Origin of the sequence: Nocardioides daedukensis (genome assembly GCF_013408415.1) — a bacterium.
GTDB classification, from domain to species: Bacteria; Actinomycetota; Actinomycetes; order Propionibacteriales; family Nocardioidaceae; genus Nocardioides; species Nocardioides daedukensis.
In genome coordinates this window covers 826,959-851,513 of record NZ_JACCAA010000001.1, presented here as the reverse complement: position 1 = coordinate 851,513, position 24,555 = coordinate 826,959, and the positions used below count along the sequence as shown (strand labels likewise).

At 63.5% G+C, this 24,555-nt stretch carries 15 protein-coding genes and 2 pseudogenes; 8 read left to right on the top strand and 9 right to left on the bottom strand.

Going from position 1 to position 24,555, the window contains the following annotated elements; translation table 11 throughout:
• Positions 1 to 29 precede the first annotated feature (29 nt).
• Complete coding sequence (locus BJ980_RS04185) at positions 30 to 794, top strand: class I SAM-dependent methyltransferase (protein WP_343047682.1); 765 nt, start codon at positions 30 to 32, stop codon at positions 792 to 794.
• Positions 761 to 4,891, top strand: a complete 4,131-nt coding sequence (locus BJ980_RS04180) for a DUF3367 domain-containing protein (protein ID WP_179501127.1) — start codon at positions 761 to 763, stop codon at positions 4,889 to 4,891. The genes BJ980_RS04185 and BJ980_RS04180 overlap by 34 nt, the downstream gene beginning before the upstream one ends.
• Here BJ980_RS04180 and BJ980_RS04175 read toward each other — a convergent pair.
• Both BJ980_RS04175 and BJ980_RS04170 read right to left on the bottom strand, forming a co-directional pair.
• A complete protein-coding gene (locus tag BJ980_RS04175) occupies positions 4,783 to 6,006 on the bottom strand; it encodes an acyltransferase family protein (protein WP_281363714.1) in 1,224 nt (407 codons plus the stop codon). The genes BJ980_RS04180 and BJ980_RS04175 overlap by 109 nt on opposite strands.
• Entirely contained in the window at positions 6,003 to 7,844 is a 1,842-nt protein-coding gene (locus BJ980_RS04170) for a hypothetical protein (RefSeq protein ID WP_179501125.1), read from the bottom strand. Before BJ980_RS04170 ends, BJ980_RS04175 begins: the two co-directional genes overlap by 4 nt.
• Before the next feature lie 73 nt (positions 7,845 to 7,917).
• Here BJ980_RS04170 and BJ980_RS04165 point away from each other — a divergent pair, with 73 nt between their 5' ends.
• The 4 genes from BJ980_RS04165 (at position 7,918) to pgfA (ending at position 12,000) form a co-directional block, all read left to right on the top strand.
• Complete coding sequence (locus BJ980_RS04165) at positions 7,918 to 9,114, top strand: nucleotide sugar dehydrogenase (RefSeq protein WP_179501124.1); 1,197 nt, start codon at positions 7,918 to 7,920, stop codon at positions 9,112 to 9,114.
• Positions 9,111 to 9,911, top strand: coding sequence for a glycosyltransferase family 2 protein (locus BJ980_RS04160; RefSeq protein WP_179501123.1), 801 nt, complete (start codon positions 9,111 to 9,113; stop codon positions 9,909 to 9,911). Before BJ980_RS04165 ends, BJ980_RS04160 begins: the two co-directional genes overlap by 4 nt.
• Positions 9,908 to 10,945, top strand: a complete 1,038-nt coding sequence (locus BJ980_RS04155; RefSeq protein WP_179501122.1) for an NAD-dependent epimerase/dehydratase family protein — start codon at positions 9,908 to 9,910, stop codon at positions 10,943 to 10,945. Before BJ980_RS04160 ends, BJ980_RS04155 begins: the two co-directional genes overlap by 4 nt.
• A 152-nt stretch (positions 10,946 to 11,097) precedes the next feature.
• The gene (pgfA, locus tag BJ980_RS04150; protein WP_179501121.1) at positions 11,098 to 12,000 is read left to right on the top strand and encodes a cell envelope lipid trafficking protein PgfA; all 903 of its coding nucleotides are present in this window, start codon (positions 11,098 to 11,100) and stop codon (positions 11,998 to 12,000) included.
• A 164-nt stretch (positions 12,001 to 12,164) separates the two neighbouring features.
• Here pgfA and BJ980_RS04145 read toward each other — a convergent pair.
• From BJ980_RS04145 to BJ980_RS04125, 5 genes and pseudogenes are all read right to left on the bottom strand, one after another.
• Positions 12,165 to 13,286: pseudogene (locus BJ980_RS04145) on the bottom strand (ISL3 family transposase); the annotation flags it as partial.
• Positions 13,287 to 13,541: 255 nt separating this feature from the next.
• Positions 13,542 to 13,775: pseudogene (locus BJ980_RS04140) on the bottom strand (ISL3 family transposase); the annotation flags it as partial.
• 126 nt (positions 13,776 to 13,901) lie between these two features.
• Entirely contained in the window at positions 13,902 to 14,612 is a 711-nt protein-coding gene (locus tag BJ980_RS04135; protein WP_179501120.1) for a class I SAM-dependent methyltransferase, read from the bottom strand.
• A gap of 49 nt (positions 14,613 to 14,661) precedes the next feature.
• Positions 14,662 to 15,462: a class I SAM-dependent methyltransferase gene (locus tag BJ980_RS04130; protein ID WP_343047681.1), complete on the bottom strand. Its 801-nt coding sequence runs from the start codon at positions 15,460 to 15,462 to the stop codon at positions 14,662 to 14,664.
• Positions 15,463 to 15,542: 80 nt separating this feature from the next.
• Positions 15,543 to 19,970 (bottom strand): Ig-like domain-containing protein, encoded by a 4,428-nt coding sequence (locus BJ980_RS04125; protein ID WP_179501119.1) that lies wholly within the window; start codon positions 19,968 to 19,970, stop codon positions 15,543 to 15,545.
• A 401-nt stretch (positions 19,971 to 20,371) separates the two neighbouring features.
• Here BJ980_RS04125 and rpsA point away from each other — a divergent pair, with 401 nt between their 5' ends.
• Positions 20,372 to 21,862: a 30S ribosomal protein S1 gene (rpsA, locus tag BJ980_RS04120; protein ID WP_179501118.1), complete on the top strand. Its 1,491-nt coding sequence runs from the start codon at positions 20,372 to 20,374 to the stop codon at positions 21,860 to 21,862.
• A gap of 108 nt (positions 21,863 to 21,970) precedes the next feature.
• Here rpsA and BJ980_RS04115 read toward each other — a convergent pair whose 3' ends face one another.
• Positions 21,971 to 22,123: a hypothetical protein gene (locus BJ980_RS04115; protein WP_179501117.1), complete on the bottom strand. Its 153-nt coding sequence runs from the start codon at positions 22,121 to 22,123 to the stop codon at positions 21,971 to 21,973.
• 93 nt (positions 22,124 to 22,216) lie between these two features.
• Between BJ980_RS04115 and BJ980_RS04110 the strand changes: the two genes are divergently transcribed.
• Positions 22,217 to 23,176 (top strand): GlxA family transcriptional regulator, encoded by a 960-nt coding sequence (locus BJ980_RS04110; RefSeq protein WP_179501116.1) that lies wholly within the window; start codon positions 22,217 to 22,219, stop codon positions 23,174 to 23,176.
• Between the two features lie 38 nt (positions 23,177 to 23,214).
• Here the strand turns inward: BJ980_RS04110 and BJ980_RS04105 are convergent, their stop codons facing one another.
• Complete coding sequence (locus tag BJ980_RS04105) at positions 23,215 to 24,510, bottom strand: class I adenylate-forming enzyme family protein (protein WP_179501115.1); 1,296 nt, start codon at positions 24,508 to 24,510, stop codon at positions 23,215 to 23,217.
• Positions 24,511 to 24,555: the final 45 nt, after the last annotated feature.

The window sequence follows — 24,555 nt, the reverse complement described above, 5'->3', positions numbered from 1 at the left end:
TCAACCTTACCCTCGGGTAAGGTCTGCGCGTGCCACTGAATGACGAGTCCTCGACGGTTGCCGGCCGACCATGGCGAGCGACATTGAGGCGCTCCCTGCGGCTGGTCAACGAGTTCCGCTACGAACAGCCGGACCCGGCGCGCTTCTACTCCGCCATCGCGCACGACTCTGTCGGGCAACTCTCGTCGTACACCCCTCTGGCCGGCTCGATGCTGCTCGACGTCGGTGGCGGGCCGGGATATTTCCGCGACGCGTTCGAAGAAGCCGGGGCAACGTACTTCTCCCTGGACGCAGACGCCGGCGAACTGGCCGGCATGGGCGGCGACATCCCCGAGCGCACTGTCCTCGGCAGTGGCATGGAGTTGCCCTTCCGGGACAGCTCCCTGGACATCACCTATTCCTCCAACGTGCTCGAGCACGTCCCCGAGCCGTGGACGATGGCCGACGAGATGGTTCGGGTCACGAAGCCCGGCGGACTCGTCTTCATCAGCTACACGGTCTGGTACGGACCCTGGGGGGGACACGAGACCTCGCCGTGGCACTACCTCGGGGGTGCACGTGCTGCGCGACGCTACTGCCGCAAACACGGCAAGTCACCGAAGAATGTGTTCGGCACATCGATGTACGCCGTGACGGTGAAGGCCGGTCTCGAGTGGGCCGAGCGACAGACCGCGGGACAGGTCCTCGACTTGATTCCCCGCTACAACCCAGCGTGGAGCCACTGGATGTTGAAGGTGCCGGGCGTGCGAGAGGTGGCGACATGGAATCTCATGATCGTGCTGCGCAAGAAGTGAGCGCCGACGCGAGTGTAGTTCTCCGATTCACCTTGCGTCTGGTTGCCGGATGCGCTGTTCTGGTTGGGCTGGCACTCGTACAGTCGCCGGGACTTATTGTTCCGGACACCAAACTCGACCTGGCCATCGCGCCTGCTGAATTCCTCGGTCGGGCGGCGCACCTGTGGGATTCGCAGGCGGCCTTCGGACAATTGCAAAATCAGGCCTACGGTTATCTCTGGCCGATGGGCCCAATATTCGCCTTGGGATCCCTGATGGATATAGATCCCTGGGTCGTGCAGAGGCTGTGGGTCGCCCTGATTATGTGCGTTGCGTTCGTGGGCGTCGCCAAACTGACACGAGCAATGGGCGTCCGCTCCGACTTGGCATGCATCCTAGCGGCGTTTTCCTACGCGCTGTCGCCGCGAATGCTAACGACTTTGGGCCCCATCTCTATCGAGGCTTGGCCCAGCGCCCTTGCGCCGTGGGTCTTGCTTCCTCTGGTTATCGGGAGCACGTCCGGTTCTCCGAGGCGAGCGGCTGCTCTCGCCGGGTTCGCTGTCGCCATGGTTGGGGGGGTCAATGCGGCGGCTACTGCTGCTGTACTTCCTCTGGGCGCTATCTGGCTGCTCACCAGGGCGACTGGGCCGCGACGGCGATCGTTGATGGTTTGGTGGCCATTCTTCACTTTACTCGGCACACTTTGGTGGATCGTGCCGTTGTTAGTCATGGGCGCCTATAGCCCCCCGTTTCTCGACTACATTGAGTCGTCGGGTAACACCACATTCTCGACTACCATGTTCGATGCGCTTCGCGGCACCTCGAACTGGGTCCCGTACGTCGACTCGAACCTTCGCGCGGGAAATGACCTTATCGAAAACTTCTATCTACCACTCAACAGTACAGTCTTGATCGTTGCTGGCCTGATCGGTCTAGTGCTGCGCTCCAATCCGCATCGGCTATTCCTCACGTGTGGCCTCGTTGGCGGTCTTTTCTTGGTGACGATGGGGCATTTAGGTGCCGTGCAGGGATGGTTCGCTCCGGACCTGCAGACGATGCTGGACGGGCCCCTTGCTCCGCTGCGAAATGTGCATAAGTTCGACCCTGTAATTCGACTGCCTTTGGTCATTGGCCTGGCCTGGACTCTTGAGGCACTGACGCGCGAGCGACACGCCGCCGTCGCGCCCGGTCTGCATGCGGATCGTTTCACCAACCGGGTTTTCACCGCAGCCGTAACGTTCGCGGTGATCGCGACAACAGTTCCGGCGTTGACCGGCCGGATCACCCCAGAGGGTGGTTTCGAATCAGTGCCAGATTACTGGTACCAAGCGTCTTCGTGGTTAACGAACCATCAAGGGCAAGGCGTCGCTCTCCTTGTACCAGGATCCTCCTTTGCCACCTACGCCTGGGGAACCCCCGAGGATGAACCGATGCAAGCCCTCGCCGGTAAACCATGGGCAGTTCGCAACGCTGTCCCACTTGCCCCAGCCCCAAACATCCGAATGCTTGACGCGATCGAGGACCGCTTGAGCCAGGGAAAACCGAGCGCCGGGTTGGCCGCCTTTCTCGAACGGGCAGGAGTGAGCCATGTGGTTGTACGTAATGACTTGGCTCGGGAACCCGACATCCCCGATCCAGTCCTGGTGCATCTCGCTCTGGCATCGCCGGGCTTTATTCGCGTCGCATCATTCGGTCCAGACGTAGGTGGCGGCTCGGAGCTCCGGGATAATGCAGGACGTCGAGTCATCGTCAACGGAGGCTGGCAAGACACCTGGCCGGCGATCGAGATCTACCAGGTGGGAAGTCCATCGTTTGCCATCGCCGCGGATTCGCCGCCGGTGGTTGTGGGCGGACCCGAAGACCTCCTAGATCTCACTGACTTGGGCTTGCTTAGGCAGGAACCGACGGTGTTGGCCGCCGACAAAGACGAAAGTGAGCCATTGCCGTCCTCGTGGATCCTCACGGACGGTCTTCGTGCTACAGAACGCAATTTTGGACGCGTGCATGATGGACGCTCGGCAACGAGAGCGCGGGGCCAAGAGCTTCGTCTTCCTGGCAGGGTTGCTGACTACGAACTCCCTGATCATCAGCGGTGGGCGACTTGGGCGGGCTACGAGGGAATCGAGAAGATCACCGCTTCGAGTTCACAAGCAGACGCCACGGCCTATGGGCCTGTTGCGCCTGGTGAACTTCCATGGGCGGCTTTCGATAAAAATTATGATTCCGAGTGGGTCTCGGGGCCCTATCCGGGAGTCGACGGCCATTGGGTTGAGGTGCAGTTTCCGGCCTCTAGAGCTCCGGGGCAAGTCCGTCTAACTGGAGGCGGGGCCGAACGGCAGCGTGTCCGCGTCCGCACTGATGCGGAAACTAGTCGCGAAGTGACGCTGACGCCGGGCATAGCCAGGACTGTGCTGCTCGAGAAACCCTCGGACTCGATGCGCATTGAAGATGTGTCTGACCGGGGCTTTGGAAGAATGTGGCTGGCCGAAGTCGAGGTGGAAGGATTAAAAGCCGAACGGTTCCTCCAATTGCCCAGGATACCGTCGGCATGGAATGCGCCCGCCGCCGTCGTGCTGCGTGCGGTTGCGGACCAACGAACGGGATGTGCAGAATTGGACGACGCAGTGCGCTGCGTACAGGGCAGGGAAATTGCTTCAGAGGAACCCGACGGATTTCACCGACGATTCACCTTGCCCGAGGGGGCCGACTATCAAGGATCGTTGCTTGTTCGTCCACGTCCGGGCAAGCCATTGGTAGATCTCCTAACTCAGGACCTGCCTGCGGGGGCTGAGTCATCCTCCGACGGCAATCCCGACGTTCGGTCCTCAGCGCTCGCCGCAATTGACGGTGACACAGGCACAACCTGGACAGCGGCACTGAGCGACAAGGAGCCCGAGCTGCGACTGCGTTGGTTAGGGAAGCGGGACGTGACCGGGCTCTCTTTCAAGGTTGCCAAAGGGGCTGCTGCGAGGGCGCCGAGCCGAATCCGTGTGACCTGGCCTGGAGGCGAGCGCGTCGTTGACCTCGATAACCATGGCCAAGCTTCGATTGACGGCATCCGCACGTCGTTCCTGGACGTAACGGTGCTCGAGGCGAACGCAGTCACAGATCTCCGTTTCGACAACACGATTGCACCGGTGCCGATCGGCGTTTCAGAGGTAGAAGTCGATGGCGTGGAGGCTCTCCCCCTTCAGCTCTCTACATTGCCAGTCGTCACCAGCTGCGGAACAGGCCCGACGCTGACAATCAACGGGGTGGAACAACGAACCCGCGTGCGTATGACGCCGTCGGAACTATATAAAGGACGAGAGGTCACCGCCGTTCTCTGTGGCGTCCCGCATGGACGGGTAGTACTCGGCGCAGGCGAGAACTCGGTGTCTGTCAGTGGGGCCGAGGCATTCTCGGCTGCCAGCCTGACTCTCCAGCGGGCGCCGGTTTTCGGCGCGACTGAGCATCCAATTTCATCAGAGGCCTCAAGTCCCGATCGTCGCAACTTTGCCCTCAGAGGCGTCGGTCAGTTCGCCACCCGAGAGAATGTCAACCCGGGATGGAAAGCAACCCAGGACGGGACCGTGCTCTCGCCACGTTCGTACGACGGGTGGCGCCAGGGCTGGACCGGGGCGAAGGACGGTGCGGCGACAGCTGAATTCACGCCTGACAAACTCTACCGGTGGGGCATCTTCGGCGGGTTCTTAGGTTTGGTAGTCCTCTGTGGAGCGCTGTACGCGATGCGGCGCAGGCGCACCGACTCCGGTCTTCCGGCCGTGGGGACCGCACATCTCACTGGGCGGGTCGTACTCGTTTCAGCAATACTCGTCGGTGGTCTCCTTGGCGGGTGGGCAGGCTCGTGTGTCGGGCTAGTCACGGTTGGGGTTGTTGCCTACATTGCGAGTAAGAAGCCTGAATACATTTGGCTGTTGCCGGGGGTGGTTGTACCCAGTGGACTCGCGTACACGCTCAGCCCGTGGGGCAGCGAAGGTGGATGGGCCGGTAGTTCAACCTGGGTTGGTCAATTAGCCTTGTCAGCGGTGATCGTCGTGGTGGCGGCGTTGGCGTTCACGGGGGTTGAGGATACGCGCGTCTTCAGACGCAGGAACGGCAATTCGACGCATCGGTAGGAGATTTCAGCGAGGATCAAGGAAATCAGGAGCGTTAGTCCCCAGATCTGCAGGCCGCGCCCTTCAAAGAGTCCGTAACCCGTGATCCACATGACGAAAGTTATTACGCCGACGTGGATACAGAAGAGACTATAGGATATGTGACCGAGATGGCGGGCGGGCCGCGAAGACATGATGCGGGCGTAGCGGCTCTGTGGGTCGGCCCAGACGCCGGTAATGACGACTAAGGCGCCAACCAAAGCATAAAGCAAATGCTTGGAAAGTGACTCTCCGGCTGTGCCCACTTGGAAGAGTGCCGGGCCACCAATCGGGGTGGAGACGATCAACATAAGTCCAAGGGCCGTCGACAAACACACTCCGGGCAGTTGGCCAATCTGGCGAAGAAGTTCGGTCCCACGTCGGGGGCTGCCTTGTTGCAGATGGACATGTGCCCACGCCAACGAGATACCCACGGCGAACCATGTGAGATAGGCAGGAAACCAGATCCCCGTGAGACCCGCGGTATGCGGGGCGATCAAGTCAGAAAGTTTGAGATGCCAGGCGACGCTGATGAGGGACATGGCAACTAGGAGAGCCGCCAACCGGCGGGGCTTCAGCCAGTCGTTCTTCACTACTAGTCGCATGATGATTGGCAAAATCAAATAGAAGGCGAGTTCAACAGCGAGACTCCACATCTGGGTCAAGCCGTGCGGTAGGTGATTGTTGAGGTAGGAGTCAGCCATAAACATGGAGCTCAGCCACTGGCGAAACCCTGAATGATCGTTCCCGGGGATCAGAAGTAGAGCGGCGGCGACGCTCATCATGTACACGGGGTATATGCGAAGGAGACGTCTTTCGTAGTAGCGCGAAGCCTGCGGCCTCGGAGCGCCAATCGCTGCACGTGCAATCCACGGTCGAGAGAGCAGGAAGCCCGAGAGGACAAAGAATATGGCGACGCCGACATCGAGGCGGGCCAAGAGAGTTCCAAGGTAGCCGTGGCGTAGGTAATCCCCTGCCTGGAACGCTGTGTGGGTCGTCAAGACCATCAGGGCGCCCACGGCGCGCAGACTGTCTAAGACCGGCAGCCTGAGGTGCACGGCGACCCGTTCGTGATGGACGTGGTTTCGGTCACTCATTCCAATGGCCCCCCAGGAACCAATGGGCCGACTTCAATCGATTCGACGCATAGCGTCGTGCCTGGGCGGAGTCCGTCGATGCTTACATGGTCGAACGAACCTTCGAACTGGACGTACAAGCTGTTCACTCCGGGTTGAAGTTCTGCCTCCACCTGCTTCCCGTCGGCAGAGACGGTGACCGTTGATTCATCTGAGTAGAGGTACCCGATACGGATCCACCACGACCAGTTGAATGCTCTGGCTGTTAATGGTATGGAGACTCTTCGGTCCTTTATCAACCAACCACACCCCTCACGCGGACCCTTCTTTGAAACGACACCGGGTCCGATAAGGGCGGCCCGGATGCTCCCGTCTTCCGCCACGACGCCCAATCGGGGACTCCATCGAGGATACTGGGCTTGGTCTCCGATCAACTCCGTGATCTTGTGCACTCGATTATCTGGCGCGAAGATTCCCGGAATGACAGCATCTGGGACAACGCCGTCGTCTAGGTCAACGCTCCCCAAGCGAGTCAGCTCATCTTGCAGGGTGTGGACATATGCATCACTGTAATTCTGCTCGTGCCAGATCCTGACATAGCTTGCCGTACTCAGCACACCGCCGATCGCGATTGCGCCGATCACAACGAGACCGATGACGGACGGGATCCGCGCCCGGAGCATCGAAGGTGTGCGAGCGCAGGACGAATCACGTGCGCCGTGAATGTCAATGAAAACCAATCCCACGCAAATGGCCGCTACGCACGCCGCATCCGTCAGGTACCGGTACTCGAGCCCAATGATCTCGCCGTAGGCAGGACCGCGACTGTTGACGAGAAGTGCTAAACAGGCGAATAGGTAACCGACCAGCAACACCCAGGCTCGCACCGTACGTCGGCGTGTTGCGAACCCGTATAGCACAACGAGTGCGACTAGCACCCAAGCTAAGTGAACAGTTACCTCGGGGGGGCTCGCGAATGCGTTTGGTGGGGCCAGTGGGGCCCAACGCCATGGGCCTCCGACCAGCGCGGTGGTGAAGGCCGTTCCGATCATGGTCTCAGCGATACGTAGAACGAGCCCTGGAGACGTAGAAACGAAGGGACTTGATACATGCGATAGGTAGTAGACGGTGTAGATGGATGGCATGATCGTGCAGCCGACAATCCCGGGCCAGAAGGGGACAAGCTGACGTATCCGAGACTTCACGGTGCCGCTCACGAAGTACCCGACTAAAAGGAACAGCAAGACGGGAAGTAGCAGAAGGGCCTTCACGTAGAAGAAGAGTCCGAACGCCATGACGCACATTGTCATGAGTAGCCATCGAGTGCTACGGCTACGCAGGTATCTTGTCCAGGCGCCGATCGAAAGAAAGAACGCGGCCTGTAGTGGCACCTGGTTAACCCCGGCCGTCCACCACATCATCACAGGTACTGTCATCGCACTGGTCAGGTACAGCGCAAGTGGAAGCAAGGCGGCCCATCGCACCCCGAACAGTGTGAAGCAAGCCCATGCGGCTGCCGTGGCAGCGAGCAACTGCAGAGCCAAAATGAGCAAGGCCGCAACCGTCCAGTTGAGAGTACCGGACTGAACGACGATCCAGGCTAAAACGCGGCCCCCGGGCATGAGGTTGCTGTTGTGCGGGGACAGTACATACCTGAGACCGAAGTCACTCGCTGACGCGTCGTAGAGGAGCTTGTAGTCGTCCAGGTAGAACCATGAGGACGACAATGCCCATGCGCGGTATCCGATGAAGCCAATCACCATCGCGACTGCTGAACCGATCTGTGTGCGGCGCTCAGCAGCCAGGGCAAGCATTGGCTCGCGCGCGTCTGCTATAGCCGCTGGCAGTCTCATCCCCACGGCGGCACTATGCCACAGGTGGGCGCCGGCTGAGGTAGGTTGAGACGAGGGAAAAGAGAAGGTGGTCTTGGGGATGGCTGAGAAGTTCGAGTACAACGTGTGCGTGGTGGGCGGAGCCGGGCACGTGGGCTTTCCTCTCGCTGTCGCGTTGGCCTCGCGCGGCCTTAAGGTGGCGATCTACGACATCGACGGTGCTGCCATCGAGAGGATCAGTAGTGGTCGTGCACCGTTTTTGGAGCCAGGAGTCGAAGGGCCGCTCCGAGATGCTCTGGCAGTGGGTGTTCTGACGACGCACGTGGACCCAGAAGTGATCGGCAATTCCGAGAATGTAATAGTCGTGGTGGGGACTCCGGTTGACCAGTACATGAGTCCAGATCCGGAGGCGGTACCGCGAGCGGTGGGGTCCATGCTCGGTCATTTGCGCCCGGGACAATTGCTTATTCTTCGTTCTACTGTCTTCCCAGGAGTCACTCGGCGCGTGGAACGATTGTTGGACCCCAGCGTTGGGGTGGACTTGGCGTTCTGTCCGGAACGAATTGCTGAGGGACACGCCATGACGGAGCTGTTCACGCTGCCCCAACTCGTGGCGTCACGGTCGGAGAGAGCGCGAGAGCGGGCAAGTAGACTATTCTCAGAACTCGCCCCGATCATTATCGAGTTGGAGCCAGAAGAAGCTGAGCTCGCAAAGCTCTTCACCAACTCGTGGCGTTACATCAAGTTCGCTGCTGCCAACCAATTCTTCATGACCGCAAATGACTTAGGTGTTGATTTCACGCGCATTCGTGACGCCATGATGCTCGACTATCCGCGTGCTGCTGACTTTCCTGCGGCGGGATTCGCAGCCGGGCCCTGTCTGTTTAAAGACACCATGCAGCTCGCGTCTGTCACTGGTGGGACTTTTGCGCTGGGTCATTCGGCCATGCTGGTGAACGAGGGTCTTCCGGACTATATCGTAAGACGTATGGAATCGACATATGACTTGAATAATATGACTGTGGGAATTCTCGGGATGGCTTTTAAGGCGGAAAGCGACGACCGTCGTTCCAGCCTCTCTTATCGCCTCAAACGCGTTCTTGGTTTTCGAGCTGGTCGGGTTATTGCAACTGATCCTTATGTCAATGATGATCCTGATCTTGTGTCGTTGGAAATGGTGCTGGAACAGTCAGACATCGTTGTTATTGGTGCCCCACATAACATGTATCGCGCTGTCCAGGTCGACTGCCCTATTGTGGATATCTGGGACCTTCGCGGGGGTGGAACACTCATATGAATCAGCTCTCGGTGACGGTCGTGATACCAGCCTTTGAAGAGGGTGATTCGATCCTGCCTGTTCTACGGCGACTCGTCGACGGGATCAGCCTTCAGTTCGAGGTCTTGGTGGTCGTCGACTTTTTGGAGGACTCTACAGCGCGATCGGTCACCCACGAGTGGGGTGATGACCCTCGCATCAAAACAGTTGTCCAAACTTATGGGCGCGGTCCAGCGAATGCCATTCGCTACGGCATCGAGCGCGCCAAGTATCCAGTTGTAGTTGTGACCATGGCGGACGGTAGTGACGATCCGAGACTCATTGATCCGCTGTCTCGGCTGGTTGAGCGTGGGGTCGTGGTCGCGGCTGCATCCCGATATTCACGCGGTGGTCAACAGGTTGGCGGCCCGCTGCTAAAGGGGGTCATGTCCCGTGTGGCAGGACGTTCACTAGGTGTATTCGCTAGGGTTGGCACCCACGATGCGACCAACAGTTTCAAGGCGTTTGACACAGATTTCGTTCGTCAGGTTGGTATCGATAGTCGCTCTGGTTTCGAGATCGGTCTCGAGCTGACTGCCAAGGCCCGTCGTCTCCGCCGGCCCGTGGCCGAGCTTCCAACTATCTGGTTGGATCGGACGCTGGGTGAGTCCAATTTCGACGTGCGGGCGTGGTTGCCTAAGTACCTGCGTTGGTATCGTTTCGCCTTCGGGCCGGAGCTGTCCATAGATCAAGTCCGACGAAGAGGCGCCCACATCGCGAGCGTGAATAGTGGCCGAGTTCAGTCCGAATCGGGAGAAGACCACAGGAGTGAGAAGTGAGTGAGCGCGCGCAGCGGGTCCTGGTCACAGGGTCAGCTGGATTCATTGGCGGCTATGTGGTGGAGGAGTTGCTGTCGCGGGGCTACGCCGTCACGGGAATAGACAACTACTCCAAATACGGGCCCGTCACGAAGTCGTATGACTACCATCCTGCCTATCGCTTTGTGGAAGGAGATGTGCGCGATGTCGAGTTACTTGTGGGCCTGCTCAAGGATTGTGATCATCTCATCGCCGGGGCTGCATTGATTGGTGGGATCTCATATTTTCATACATACGCATACGACCTCCTCGCGACAAATGAACGCATTATCGCGGCCACATGTGATGCGGCCATTCGTTCCATGAGTGGGGGCAAGCTCAAGAAGGTCACGTATTTGAGTTCTTCGATGGTGTTCGAGTCGACACGTAGGTGGCCGTCAGTCGAGGGTGACGAGCTACGCGTTCCACCGCCCATGTCGTCGTATGGATTCCAGAAGCTCGCCGTCGAATATTTTGCCCGGGCAGCGTACGACCAATATGGTTTACCCTTTACAATTGTTCGGCCCTTTAACTGCGTAGGCGTGGGGGAAGGGCGCGCGGTTGGGGACGTTAAGATCACGAGCGGGAATGTGAAGTTGGCCATGAGTCACGTCGTTCCTGACCTCATTCAGAAGGTTCTGATGGGACAGGATCCGCTCCATGTATTGGGTGACGGCCAACAGGTCCGCCACTACACCTACGGAAGTGATCTGGCTCGTGGAATAGTGGGCGCAATGGAGTCCGACGCTGCCATCGGTGATGATTTCAATTTGTCGACGGCAGCGTCAACCACGGTGCTTGAACTGGCCGAGACCATTTGGCGCAAGATTAACGGGCCGGTTCGCCCGTTCTCCGTTGTCAGTGACCCACCCTTCCTTCATGACGTTGAGCGTCGCGTTCCCGACGTTTCAAAAGCCCGTGATGTCCTGGGCTTTGAAGCAAAAACCACTCTTGATCAGATGCTCGACGTCGTGATCCCGTGGGTGCGCCAAGCCCTTGCTGATGGCGTCATCTGAACGTACATGAGTGCACCCCTCGAGGCTGGTCGCGCGCAAGTGCATGACTCGGTCGCCAGAACGCAGGGTCACGATCGTCGCAAGGCGCAGCACGTGACCGGACTGACTGCTACTCTTCACCGAATCGTTGAGGTTCCTGGGAGGGAAATAACGTGCGGAAATACATCAACTGGGTCCTCATCGGACTGGGAGCATTCTTGCTTGTCGCGGCGATCCTCGCGTCAACGTGGGCATCTGGGGCAGTCAAGAAGACCCCCACAGACACCAACAGCACAACGCATCTGTCGGGTACGGCGGCAAAGCTGAACCCCGGCACCGGCGAGGTCGAGGACCTGAAGGTCAAGGCGACCAGCTTCACGAAGACGGACTCGAACGCGTCCACGGATGACGTCGTGGTCTTCACCAACGTCACCTGCCTCATGGTCGATGCACCGGGCGTGGACGACTGCGTCGAGGACAAGGACGACCCCAACCTGGTGAACATCCCTGAGCCGGATGTCTTTGCCACCGACCGCTACGACGGCAAGGCGGTCAAGAACGGCAAGTTCGTTCCCTCGGATGCTGAGCAGAAGGAGGGCTTGGTCAACAAGTTCCCCTTCGACACCGAGAAGAAGGACTACAAGTACTGGGACGGCATGATCGGCCGCACTGTCCCGGCAAAGTACGAAGGCACTGAAAAGATCCATGGGCTCGAGACCTACAAGTTCAACTACACCCTGTCCGACATGGATGCGGAAGTCGTGTCCGGCATCGATGGCAAATACAGCATGGACAAGACCATGTGGATCGAGCCGAAGACGGGGGCCATCATCAAGCAGGAGCAGCACGAGGTGCGCACGTTCGCGAACGGCGACCCCCTGCTGGACATGAACCTCGCGTTCACCGATGCCCAGGTGAAGAGCAATGCTTCGGACGCGAAGGACAACGTCTCGAGTCTGAACCTGATCACGGGCACCGTTCCGCTGATCGGTTTCATCCTGGGTCCGATCCTGCTTCTCATGGGCGGTGCGCTTCTCCTCCTCAGTCGAGGTACCGGGCGTCGCTCTGCGGGGTGATCGAAAATCATCACACGACAACGGCATTCCTCCCTCGGGCGGGGTGCCGTTGCCGTATGGCGAGAGCGACCCGAAGGCGAACGGTTGCTCCAATCGTCCATCAATGATCATGACACCGACAGATCGTGCTGTTCGTGCGACGAAGCCCAAGGAGCTAATCCGGCTCATCGCATCTGAGGGTGTTGGAGTTGGGGTCTGAAGCCTCCGGTCTCAAGTAGCGATCTGGCGATGTAGTTGGTGAGGTTGCGGAACCCGAGGGCTGATCCGCGGAGGTGTTCGAGCCGTCCGTTGATCGCCTCCGTCGGCCCGTTGCTGGTGCCGGGTCGGTCGAAGTAGGCCAGCACGTCGAGGGCCCGCTTGGCCAACGTCTTGCCCAGGGTGGTGACCTCGACGAGCGTCTTCGGGACACCGGTGCTGAGCGAGGCGATCAGTTTCTCCATCAGCACGCGCCCCAGGGCTCGGTCGGGCTCGCGGTACGCGCCGATCATGCGCTGGTAGATGCCCCAGGTCGCCTCGACCTCGACGTGCTTGTCGGCGGCGAACAGGTCGCTCAACCGGTGGCGCTGCTTGTCGGTCAGCAGGGCGGTGCCGGTGTGCAGGGTGCGGCGTGACTTGTACAGCGGGTCGTTCTTGCGGCCGCGGTGTCCGTGGAGGTGCTGTTGGACCCGGCGCCGGCAGCGGTCCAGGGCGTCACCGGCCAGGCGGACGACGTGGAAGGGATCCATCACCGTCACCGCGTCGGGCAGTTCCTCGGTGGTGGCGGTCTTGAAACCGGTGAACCCGTCCATCGCGACCACCTCCACACCATCGCGCCAGGCCTGGGGGCGGGCGGCGAGCCAGGCCTTGAACGCCTGCTTCGAGCGGCCCTCGACCATGTCGAGCAGCCGAGCGGCGCCGGTCCCGCGGACCGGGGTGAGGTCGATGATCACGGTAACGTATTTGTCGCCGTGTCTGGTGTGGCGCCACACGTGCTCGTCGACGCCGAGGACACGGACGCCGTCGAAGCGGTATTCGTCGTCGATCAGGACCCGTCTGCCTTCGGCCAGGACGGCGTCGTTGGCGGTGTGCCAGGCGACCCCGAGCCCTTCGGCGACGCGGGCCACGCTCAGGTGCTGCACCACGATCGCCTCGAGTGCCCATCGGAGCCCGCGGCGCGAGAGCTTCGCTCGCGGTTCGGCGGCCCGGGTGCTGTCTTGGCGCCACACGTGGCCGCAGTCGGCGCACCGGTAGCGACGGACTGAATAGTTGAAGGCGTAGGGGCCACCTGATCGTGTGGTTGGGAGCCAGCGATATTGCCGTTGGGGGCCAGCGGCCGCCGGCGTGGGGCCCACTTGCCCCCAACGGCTGTTCTCAGTGGTTCATTGAGGCGTGTTCGCGCATGTTGTGGGCCGGTGTCGACCCAGATGGCGTTGTGCGGAAGGAGCCTAGGAACGGTGGCCCGCAACCACGCCACCACCGGCCCCCAAGCCCGCTACCGAACGATCAACTCACCGGCCCCCCGAACACACCGACGGTGGACTCCAGTGAGGCGAATATTCACTTACGACCAAGGTGGTCGGTCGCCAGCCGAGTGGTTCGTGGGCAAGGGTCCGGGTGACGGTGTCGCGTGGGCTGCCTTCGCAGTCGCAGCGTCGGCACCACTGGTCAGGTTCGACCACCCGGCATGCCAGCACGGCACGGTCAGGCTCGAGGCGCTGCCCGGTGACCACGAGGCCGAGCTCGTCGAGGCGGCAGAACTTGGTCAGGTCAGGGCACGCGAAGGTAGCGTCAGGCATGTCGAGGTCTTCCGAGTGGCTGGCGTAGGAACCGCCATTTTCGGGAGACCTCGACGTCTACCCAGCCACCGGCCCCGAACCGGCCGCTACACCGTCATCTGCGAAGAGCCGCTAATCCTGATGGCTTCACACACCCATGGCGGTGGAATCCGATTGGCGTCTTCGTCCGACCACCAACATTTGTTTGCCGAGGAACCGCCAGACGAAGGGTACGGAGAGGTAAGCGCGAATCATGAACGGGCGTACTTCAAATCTCGCGTCCTTGACGGTGTACGGCAGGAAGCGCCCGATCTGCTCAACAACCTCGTAACCCGAGAGTTCAAGGGCCTCAGCCATGCTCACATCTGTGAGGGGCAGGTGGTGATCAAGGTAATCCCAGTAACGGCCCGGGAGCCATCGAATGTTGGGCATCATGACAATGATGAGACCGCCGGGCGAGGTTACGCGCCTACATTCGTGCAGTGTTGACATGAGATCCCCCTTGGTTTGGAGATGCTCGAAGAAGTTTGACGTGAAAATGGTGTCGACGCTGCCGTCCGCGAGTTCTGTCATCTTGTCTGAACGCGTGGTCAGGACTTCAACACCTGAGTCAGCGTGCTTCGTGCAGTCCGGATTCAAGTCGACGGCAAGCCGTCGCTTGGCGCTCACCGAGTTTATGAATTCACAGTTGCCAGCCCCGAGATCGACGACCGTTGCATCGAGCGGAATGAAACGCTGGAAGAAGCCGGCGACCAACTCAGCCCACAAGATGCGTTTGTTGGCGAGATCACGCTCACTGAACCGGTTGCGATAGATGGCCTCGACATCGTCGTTGTCTGGCGCTTCCTGACCTGTCATACCGGAAGACTACGGTGGCAGCCCCTCGAACCGGTATCGCGCCAGGTGACTACCTCAGGACAGCGACGAAGATCGCCGTACCCGGGGTGATCAACCCGCGAGTGCGTGACCACCCGCCCCAGACCCGGTCATGATCTGCGGGCCACTCCGGCTCGTCGAACCGGATCAGGGCCATGCCAGCAGCGCTGAGGAGTTCGACCCAGTCGCCGATCGTGCGGTGGTGTTCGACGTAGGCAACCTCGTCGGTGTCGTCGTTGACCTCGACGTACGGCGTCCGGTCCCAGTAGGGCTGTGAGGCGACCAGGCCGTCCTCGCCCGGATCGTCGGGGAAGACCCAACGGGTCGGATGGGTGACCGAGAAAGCGAAGCGGCCACCGGGGCGTAGAACTCGTGCCACTTCGGAGACCGCTGTGCGGCCGTCGGCCACGAACTGCAGCGCACCGAAGGACGAGAAGACGACGTCGAACGAAGCGTCGGGGAAGGGGAGCGCGGTCGCGGTCGCGCACACCGAGGGGACCGGGATGCCGGATTCGGCATCGATCCTTCGGGCGTGCTGCAGTTGTCGTTCGGAGACGTCGAGACCGACACCTCGACCACCCTGGGCAACCACCCACCTCGAGCACTGGCCGGCCCCGGAGCCCACTTCCAGGACGTCCCTGTCCCGGACGTCGCCGAGGACTCGGGTGGACTCTTCGGTCAGGCCCTCTGGCCCCCAGACGAAACCGACGTCACCGAGGAACTCGCCGTGGGTTGACTGGTATTCGTCCGCGTAGCGGTCCCAGTCCCGTCGGTTGGCCCGACGTGACTCGTTCTCGTCGACGGGCACACGCAGGACGCGCAGGCTGTTCACGGCACGATTCTATGGCGAAGGGGCGCCGGTGGTCACCGACGCCCCTTCACTCTGTAGTTCTCAACCCAGTTGTCCCGCTCTCAGCGACCAGCTGACCTGATGTTGCTCGGGTCGCCGCCCCTGCGGATCTCGGTGCCGTCCGCCACACCACCGCGGTCGGTGTCCCAGTGGGTCGGGTCGGACTTCCGCTTCCAGAACTTGGTGTTCTTCGAGCCGGTCCGCTCCTGGTTGTCAGTCAGGCCGTCCCTGTCGGTGTCCTTCATCCGGGGGTTCGACTTCATCATGTTGATGGTGTAGCCGGTCTTCGGGCCCCGCACGCTGGTGATCACGAACTGGTCGATCTTGTAGCCGTGGTATTCCGCACCGTCACTGATGCCGTCCCCATCGGTGTCCTTGCGCACCGGGCTGGTGCGGACCTTGCCGATGGTCGAGGAGACGTTCCGACTGGTCTGGACCTTCTTCTTGATGGTGAAGCCCAGCACCTCCGCGCCGTCGCTCATCCGGTCGCGGTCCGTGTCCTTGGACAACGGGTTGGTCTTCCAGGTGAGCACCTCGCCACCGTCGGAGAGCCGGTCACGGTCGGTGTCCTTGGCGAGCGGGTCGGTCTTGTGCTTCAGGACCTCTGCGCCGTCGGTGAGCCGGTCGTTGTCGGTGTCGGTGTCGTTCGGATCGGTCGAGTGGGTGTTCTCGACGTTGTCGTCCAGGCCGTCACCGTCCGTGTCGTTGTTCAACGGGTTGGTGGGGACACCGTCGTACTCGTTGCTCGTTCCCGTGACCTCGGCACCATCGGTGAGGGTGTCGGTGTCGCTGTCGGGGTTGAGCGGGTCGGTGCCGTGGGTGTTGACCTCGTCGCCGTCGCTGAGACCGTCACCGTCGGTGTCGCCGAGGTTGGGGTCCGTGCCGGCCTCGATCTCGTCGCCGTCGGTGAGCCCGTCGTCGTCGGAGTCGGGGTCGAGCGGGTCGGTCGTCTCGTTGTCGTAGCCGTCGTTCTCGGACCCGGTGACCTCTTCGCCGTCCGACAGGCCGTCGTCATCGGTGTCGGGGTCGAGCGGGTCGGTTCCGTGGGTCTTCTCGTCGCCGTCCTTGAGGCCGTCACCGTCGGTGTCGTCCGAGTTCGGGTCGGTGCCGTCCTCGAGGACCTCGTCACCGTCGTCGACACCGTCGTCGTCGGAGTCGGGGTCGAACGGGTCAGTCGGCTCGTTGTCGTAGTCGTCGTTCTCCGAGCCGCTGTCCTCGGCACCGTCGGGGAGACCGTCCCCGTCGGAGTCGAGGTTGGTGTCCACGGTGAAGTTGACGTCGTCGGCGGGTGACACGTTGCCGGCCTCGTCCTCCTGCGTGGCGGACGCCATGTGCGGCCCCTCGGCGAGCGGCGTCGTGAGCTGGAGGGCCCAGGTGCCGTTCGCCACGACCGTTGCCTCGCCGACCACGGTGCCGTCGATCGAGACCTCGACGATGGCGCCCACCTCGCCGGTTCCCGTCACCACAGGGGTGGGGTCGCCGATGGTGGAACCTTCGGCCGGGGCCGTGATCGCAGGAGCATCAGGCGCCTGCAGGTCGACCCGGAACGATTTCTCGTCGGCCTCGGAGGTGTTGCCCTGGTCGTCCGCCTGAGTTGCCGAGGCGACGTGGTCGCCGTGCGTCAACGGCGCCGTGAGGTCGAGGGACCAAGTGCCCCCGGGGGTCACCGTGACGGTGCCCACCACGGTGCCGTCGATCGACACCTCCACCTCGGCACCGGCCTCACCGGTGCCCGAGACGGTCGGGGTCGAGTCGTTGGTGACCGAACCCTCGGCAGGAGCCACGATCACGGGTGCCGCGGGAGCTGTCGCGTCCACGGTGACCGTCACCATTGCCGGGTCCGAGGTGTTCCCGGCCTCGTCGGTCTGCTCAGCGGTGATGTTGTGCGAACCGTCGCTGAGCGGCTCGGTGAGTGGCAGCGACCAGGAGCCGTCCACACCGACAGGAGCGGTGCCGACAGAGATGCCGTCCACCTTGACCTCCACCTCGGCACCGGGCTCGCCGGTGCCGGTCACGGTCGGAGTCGTGTCGCTGATCACCGATCCGTCGGCCGGAGCCGTGATGACCGGAGCCGCAGGCGCGGTGGTGTCGAGGGTGAAGTCGGCTTCCGCGGGTGCGGACTCGTTGCCGGCCTCGTCGGTCTGGACCGCGATCACCGTGTGTGCGCCCTCGGTCAGCGCGGTGCCGACCGGGATCGACCATGATCCGTCGGGGCCGACCTGGACGGTGCCCAGGACCGATCCGTCGAGGGTGACCTCGACGTCGGCACCGGGTTCACCGGTGCCGGTGATGACCGGAGTCGGGTCGGAGATCGACGAGCCGTCTGCCGGAGCCGTGATGGCCGGGGCAGCAGGCGCGGCGGTGTCCACCTGGAAGTCGGACTGTGCCGGCTGGGACTCGTTGCCGGCGGCGTCGGTCTGGACCGCGGTCACCGTGTGGTCGCCGTCAGCCAACGCGTCGGCCAGCTGGAGCTCCCAGGTGCCGTCGGTGGCCACCGTTGCAGTGCCCACCACGGCCCCGTCGATCGAGACCTCGACCTCGGCGCCGGCCTCGCCGGTGCCGGTGACCAGCGGCGTGTTGTCGTTCGTGGAGGAGCCGTCGACCGGGCGGGTGATCGCCGGTGCGTCCGGAGCAGCGGTGTCCACCTCGAAGTCGACCGAGACGGGTGCCGAGACATTGCCCGACTCGTCGGCCTGGGTGGCGGTCACCGTGTGCTCGCCATCGGCCAACGGGGTCGTGATCGGCAGCTCCCAGGTGCCGTCCGGGGCAACCACGACGTCGCCGATCTCAGTGCCGTCGACCTCGACGGTGACGGTGGCGCCGGCCTCACCGGTGCCGGTCACGGTCGGTGTCGTGTCACTGGTCGAGGAGCCGGGCAGTGGAGCGGTGATGGCCAAGCCGCCGGGGGCGGTGGCGTCCAGGGTGAACGTGCTCGAGACCGGGTCGGACTCGTTGTTGCCCGCATCGGTCTGGGTCGCGCTGGCCGTGTGGGTGCCGTCGGTCAGTGCGGTGGGCGCCTCCATGGTCCAGAGGCCACCACCGCTGACGACCGTGGTGCCGATCGGCGTGCCGTCGATGCTGACCGCGACGGTCGCGCCGGGCTCGCCCGTTCCCGAGACGGTCGGGGTCGAGTCGTTGATCGTCGAGCCGTCGGCCGGAGTGGTGATGGTCGGCGCGTCGGGTGCCGTGGTGTCGGGAACGATGAACGTGACCGGGTCGGAGGCGCCGGACGTCGTACCGTCGAGCTCCTGGCTCGCGGTGATCGTGTGCGAGCCCTCGACCAGCGGGGTGGCCGGTGTCAGTGACCAGGTGCCGTCTGGCGCAACGGTGGCCGTGCCGAGAACGGTGCTGCCCTCGGTGACGGTGACGGTGGCGCCGGCAAGGCCGGTGCCGGTGATGGTCGGCGTGCCGTTGGTGACGGTGGAGCCGTCGGCCGGGGCGGTGATCGCCGGGGCATCGATGGCGTCGCACTCGACTCCGCCGTTGGGTGCCGTGGCCTCGGCCTGCATCGGGGCGACCTCGATGACGGCGTCGGCAACCGGCACCAGACCGCCCAAGGCGTCCACGTCGGCCGTGATGGACAGCAACGCGTCGAGGGAGGCGGTGGCGACGGCGTCACCGTCGGTGTCCTCCACGAAGTCGAGCAGGCTGATCGTGAGCTTGGCCTGGACCAGGCCGAGCACGTTCAACACGCCGGTCTCGATCGTGCCGCCCTCGACCGTGCTCAGGTCAACGGCGGGAGCGCCGCCGACCTTCACCATCACGGTCGGGTTGTTGTAGGCAGTGGTGCCGGTGGTGCCGTCAGAGGTTGCGGTCAGCGTGACGTCGTCGGTCACCTGGATCGTCACCTGGCCACCGAGCAGGCTGATGTCGCCGACCTCGGTGGTCGTCTCGGCGACGACGTTGGAGCCGCCGCTGGGGGTGTCGACGAGCTTCGTGGTCGAGGTGGTGCTCGATGCGCTGACGTCAGCCAGGTAGAGAGTGGGCGCGAGCTGGACCAGTTGGGCGCCGGCAAGGTTGGTGGTGGCCGAGGAGAGCACGCGCTCGCCCCCGACGGCCGGGATGCACGACGTTGCCGACTCATAGGTTGCCCCGGCGGTGCCGTTGATCACGTCGAGGTTCAACAGGGGCGCGAGTGGCACCGGAACCGTGGTGAAGGTCTTGTCCGGGGAGGTCGGGGGAGCGGTGGCCACCGCCTCGCCCACGGGGATCGGAACCCCGAGCACGGCCAGGCCGATGTTTCGGCTGGCGGCGGTGGAGTTGTCGGCCGGGGCTGCGCTGTTGACCTGCGCCTCGGAGGCGCCGACCTCTGCGCCGAGAATCCCCGCGCCCGCCAGCGTGGCCTCGACGTTGACGATCTGGCCGTCCGCGGCTGCGGTGTAGTCGGCCGGAAGTGGGTCTGCATGGGCGGCTGGTTGCAGCACCGCCACCGAGTAGAGAGCAGCAGTCGTGACCGATAGGCCGACCGCGAAAGCCTTGCGGATGCGCATGAATTTGTCTCCTGGTTACCGAGCAAAACCGGATGTTTGTTGAAGCCCCTCACCCGATCGATTCGCCCGGACCCGTCCGTGCACATCGATCCCTGCGCTGATCCTAGGAGCGCGGACGACCGGCGTCTGCCAAATGCCGGAATTGGTCCAATTGCCGCGTTCTGCGCGCGGGTGCCGGTCCGGCTCGGGCCGCTCCCGAGGCCCCGGTTGGACGTGTTGGCCCCCACGCGCGTAATCTTTAGGTTGCGCTTCAGGTCTGCCTGCGTCCCGGACGGAGTGGACCCTCGCTCGCTGTCACCCACGCGGTCGCTCCATGCGACCCGCGTTCGTGCTCCATGACAGTGAAACAGGCTTGCCGCGTGCCCGCACGACCATCATCCATCCAAGGAATCACTTCCCTTATGACGAGCACCATCTCCACTCTTCCTGACTATGACGCGCCCCAGGTTGCGATCAACGACATCGGCTCGGAAGAGGACTTCCTTGCCGCCATCGACGCCACCATCAAGTACTTCAACGATGGCGACATCGTCGAAGGAACGATCGTCAAGGTCGACCGCGACGAAGTTCTTCTCGACATCGGCTACAAGACCGAGGGTGTGATCCCCTCCCGCGAACTCTCCATCAAGCACGATGTCGACCCGTCCGAGGTCGTCAACGTCGGTGACAAGGTCGAGGCCCTCGTCCTCCAGAAGGAGGACAAGGAAGGCCGCCTGATCCTCTCCAAGAAGCGCGCACAGTACGAGCGCGCCTGGGGAACGATCGAGAAGGTCAAGGAAGAGGACGGCGTCGTCGAGGGTGCCGTCATCGAGGTCGTCAAGGGTGGACTCATCATCGACATCGGCCTGCGCGGCTTCCTGCCCGCATCGCTCGTCGAGATGCGTCGTGTCCGCGACCTGCAGCCCTACGTGGGCCAGGTCCTCGAGGCCAAGATCATCGAGCTCGACAAGAACCGCAACAACGTGGTCCTGTCGCGTCGTGCGTGGCTCGAGCAGACCCAGTCCGAGGTTCGCCAGGGCTTCCTGACCCAGCTCCAGAAGGGTCAGATCCGCAAGGGTGTCGTCTCCTCGATCGTCAACTTCGGTGCGTTCGTGGACCTCGGCGGTGTCGACGGTCTCGTCCACGTCTCCGAGCTCTCCTGGAAGCACATCGACCACCCGTCCGAGGTCGTCACCGTGGGCGACGAGGTCACCGTCGAGGTGCTCGACGTCGACATGGACCGCGAGCGCGTCTCGCTGTCGCTCAAGGCGACCCAGGAAGACCCGTGGCAGCACTTCGCCCGGACCCACCAGATCGGCCAGATCGTGCCCGGCAAGGTCACCAAGCTGGTTCCGTTCGGTTCCTTCGTCCGTGTCGAGGAAGGCATCGAGGGCCTGGTGCACATCTCCGAGCTGGCCGAGCGCCACGTGGAGATCCCCGAGCAGGTTGTCCAGGTCAACGACGACGTCATGGTCAAGATCATCGACATCGACCTCGAGCGTCGCCGGATCTCGCTGTCCCTCAAGCAGGCCAACGAGACGGCCACCGCTGCGGACGCCGAGGAGTTCGACCCGACCCTCTACGGCATGACCGCGTCGTACGACGAGCAGGGCAACTACATCTACCCCGAGGGCTTCGACCCGGAGACCGGCGAGTGGCTCGAGGGTTACGACGAGCAGCGCGCCACGTGGGAAGAGCAGTACGCCAAGGCGCACGCCCGCTGGGAGGCACACGTCAAGCAGCAGGCCGAGGCCAAGGTTGCCGAGGCAGAGGCCGGCGAGGCCACCTCGTACTCCTCGGGTGGCACCAGCAGCACGGACACCTCCTCCGAGGCTCCTGCGGAGACCGGCGGTTCGCTGGCTTCCGACGAGGCCCTGCAGGCGCTCCGCGAGAAGCTCACCGGCGGTCAGTGAACTGACTGATCCGGTGTTCTGACACCGATCACCGAAAGAACCCGGCCCACCTTCGTGGTGGGCCGGGTTCCTTCATTTCGGATGTGGTCGAGGCGAGTGGGCCGGGATTCACCCGATGCGGGCCATCGGAGGGCGCAGGTCGGGGTCACGGGGGTGGGACCGCGGCGGACCGTGCCAGCCGCGGTCGTGGTGGGCGATCAGGCCGAGCACCAATGCGGTGCCGGCCAGGGCGAGGAGGGTGATGATCCATACGGTTGTCATGGCAGTAATTCTTCGTCATTGGAGATTCTGCCACGAGTGGCAGGAATGACATTGCTCATTGATTTACTGCCATCTCGGGTGCATGCTGGTGACATGCGCAAGGTGGCGGTCGTCGTACAGGACGGGGTGGAGCCGTTCGGGCTCGGTGCGATGTGCGAGGTGTGGGCAGAGCCCTACCACGCGGAGGACGACAACCCGGTCTTCGACTTCCACATCGTCGCGCCGCGCCCGGGTCGGGTGCGCGGGCCCTCGGGCTTCGACCTCTTCGTCGAGGAAGGCCTCGAGGTCGCCGAGGATGCCGACCTTGTCTGCATCTCTCCCAAGCGGGACTTCCGGGAGCCGTCCCCGGAGGTGGTTGCCCTGCTGCAACGCGCCGACGCCCGCGGCGCGCACATCTTCGCCCACTGCACAGCCGCCTTCCTGCTCGGCGAGGCAGGGCTCCTGGACGGGCGTCACTGCACCACCCACTGGCGCCACGTGCCCGACCTGATCGAGGCATATCCGCAGGCGCACGTCGACGCGGACGTGCTCTACGTCCAGGAGGGCAACATCGTCACCGGTGCCGGCAGCGCTGCGGGTCTCGATGCCGCCCTGCACCTGATGCGCCAGCAGTTCGGTGCCCGGGTGGCGGCCAGCACCGCCCGCCGGATGGTGGTGCCGCCGCACCGCGACGGCGGTCAGGCGCAGTTCATCGTGCGTGCGGTCCCGGACTGCACCGCCGAGACCCTTGGCCCGCTGCTGACCTGGATCCTGGACAACCTGTCCGAGGACCTCGACGTCGACTCGTTGGCCCGCCGCAGTCACATGTCAGCACGCACGTTCGCACGCAGGTTCCGCGACGAGACCGGCACCACCCCGCACGCCTGGGTCACCGCGCAACGCGTGATGGCGGCCGAGGAGCTGCTCGAGCAGACCGACCACCCGGTGGAGTGGATCGCCAGCGAGGTCGGTTTCGGCAACGCCGGCATGCTGCGCCACCACTTCGCCCGCTCGCGCGGGGTCAGCCCACAGCGCTACCGACGGATCTTCAACTCCGGCGAGGCGACTGCCTGAGCCGTCACCGGCCCAGCGCCGAGGCTGTCGCAGGATCTTCAGCGAGGGGCGGGGGACACGTGCTGGTCCTGGAGCTCGCGCCGCAGCACCTTCCCGGTCAGCGTGCGCGGCAGCACCTCGATCGTGCGGTACTCCTTGGGTCGCTTGGCCGGCGACAGCCTCTCGCGCGCCCACGCATCGAGCTCCTCGGGGGTGGCCGTGCCCACGACCGTGGCGACCACACGCTGTCCCCAGTGCGCGTCGGGTACGCCGTACACGGCCACGTCGGTGACCCCCGGCGCCTCGCCCAGCACGTTCTCCACCTCCACCGGATAGACGTTGACGCCGCCGGTGATGATCAGGTCGACGCGCCGGCCGTCGAGGTGCAGGTAGCCCTCGTCGTCGAGCCGCCCCAGGTCGCCGACGCTGAACGCCGGACCGTCCGGGGTCTCCCGCCACGCCGCGGCGGTCTTCTCCGGGTCGCCGAAGTAGGTGAACCGGGCGTAGTCGGGCACGGTGCACCAGATGGTGCCGTCATCGTCGATGCTCAGGCGCCGACCGGGGCGGGCACGCCCCACGCTGCCGGGACGATCCAGCCACTCCTCGCCACGGCACGCGGTGAACTGACCCTCGGTCGATCCATAGAACTCCCACGTGGAGCCGGACGGGAAGAGCTCGAGAAGGCGGTGCTTGACCGCTGGGGGACAGGCCGCGCCGGCATGGGCGACCAGGCGGAAGGACGACAGGTCCGGGACGCCCACCTGCTCCCAGTGGGCGAACAGGCGCTGGAGGTGCGCGGGGACGCAGAACATCGTCGTCGGGCGCTCCCGTTCGATCGCTGCGGTGATCACGGCCGGGTCGAACGGACCGGGAACCACGATCCGGCCACCGGCGAGCAGGGTGCCCATCGCGAACCTCAACGGCGCCGAGTGGTGCAGCGGACTGAGCACGAGGTTGACGTCATCGGCCGAGAAGTCCCACAGGTCACGCTCCTCGGCGACCAGAGCCGCTGCCGCGTCGTCGTCGAGCAGGCCGCTGTACACACCCTTGGGCGTGCCCGTGGTGCCGCTGGTGACATGCATCGGACGGGCCCGGGGGAGGCTGCGATGCGCTGTCGGGCCCGGGGACGGGTCCAGTGCGGCGAGCAGGTCGGCGGCCGCGTCCGGGGAGTCGATGACCAGGTCCGGACGTACGCCGTCCAGCACGCGGGTGCGCTCGTGCGTCGTGAGCCGCGGATCGAGGGGGACCGGGAAGACGCCCCTGGCCAGCAACGCCATCACCAGGTCGACGTAGTCGGCCGAACCGGGGAGCAGGAGGACGACCCGCTCGCCCTCGGCAGGAACGTGGGGGCGCATGTGCGCATCTTCTCACTGCCCACCCGGCGTGGTCGTCTTGCCCGA

Coding starts and splice junctions, on each gene's coding strand:
- BJ980_RS04180 (WP_179501127.1), top strand. CDS start 761: ATGGAATCTCATGATCGTGCTGCGCAAGAAGTGAGCGCCGACGCGAGT.
- BJ980_RS04175 (WP_281363714.1), bottom strand. CDS start 6,006: ATGAGTGACCGAAACCACGTCCATCACGAACGGGTCGCCGTGCACCTC.
- BJ980_RS04165 (WP_179501124.1), top strand. CDS start 7,918: ATGGCTGAGAAGTTCGAGTACAACGTGTGCGTGGTGGGCGGAGCCGGG.
- BJ980_RS04160 (WP_179501123.1), top strand. CDS start 9,111: ATGAATCAGCTCTCGGTGACGGTCGTGATACCAGCCTTTGAAGAGGGT.
- BJ980_RS04135 (WP_179501120.1), bottom strand. CDS start 14,612: ATGACAGGTCAGGAAGCGCCAGACAACGACGATGTCGAGGCCATCTAT.
- BJ980_RS04125 (WP_179501119.1), bottom strand. CDS start 19,970: ATGCGCATCCGCAAGGCTTTCGCGGTCGGCCTATCGGTCACGACTGCT.
- rpsA (WP_179501118.1), top strand. CDS start 20,372: ATGACGAGCACCATCTCCACTCTTCCTGACTATGACGCGCCCCAGGTT.
- BJ980_RS04115 (WP_179501117.1), bottom strand. CDS start 22,123: ATGACAACCGTATGGATCATCACCCTCCTCGCCCTGGCCGGCACCGCA.
- BJ980_RS04110 (WP_179501116.1), top strand. CDS start 22,217: ATGCGCAAGGTGGCGGTCGTCGTACAGGACGGGGTGGAGCCGTTCGGG.
- BJ980_RS04105 (WP_179501115.1), bottom strand. CDS start 24,510: ATGCGCCCCCACGTTCCTGCCGAGGGCGAGCGGGTCGTCCTCCTGCTC.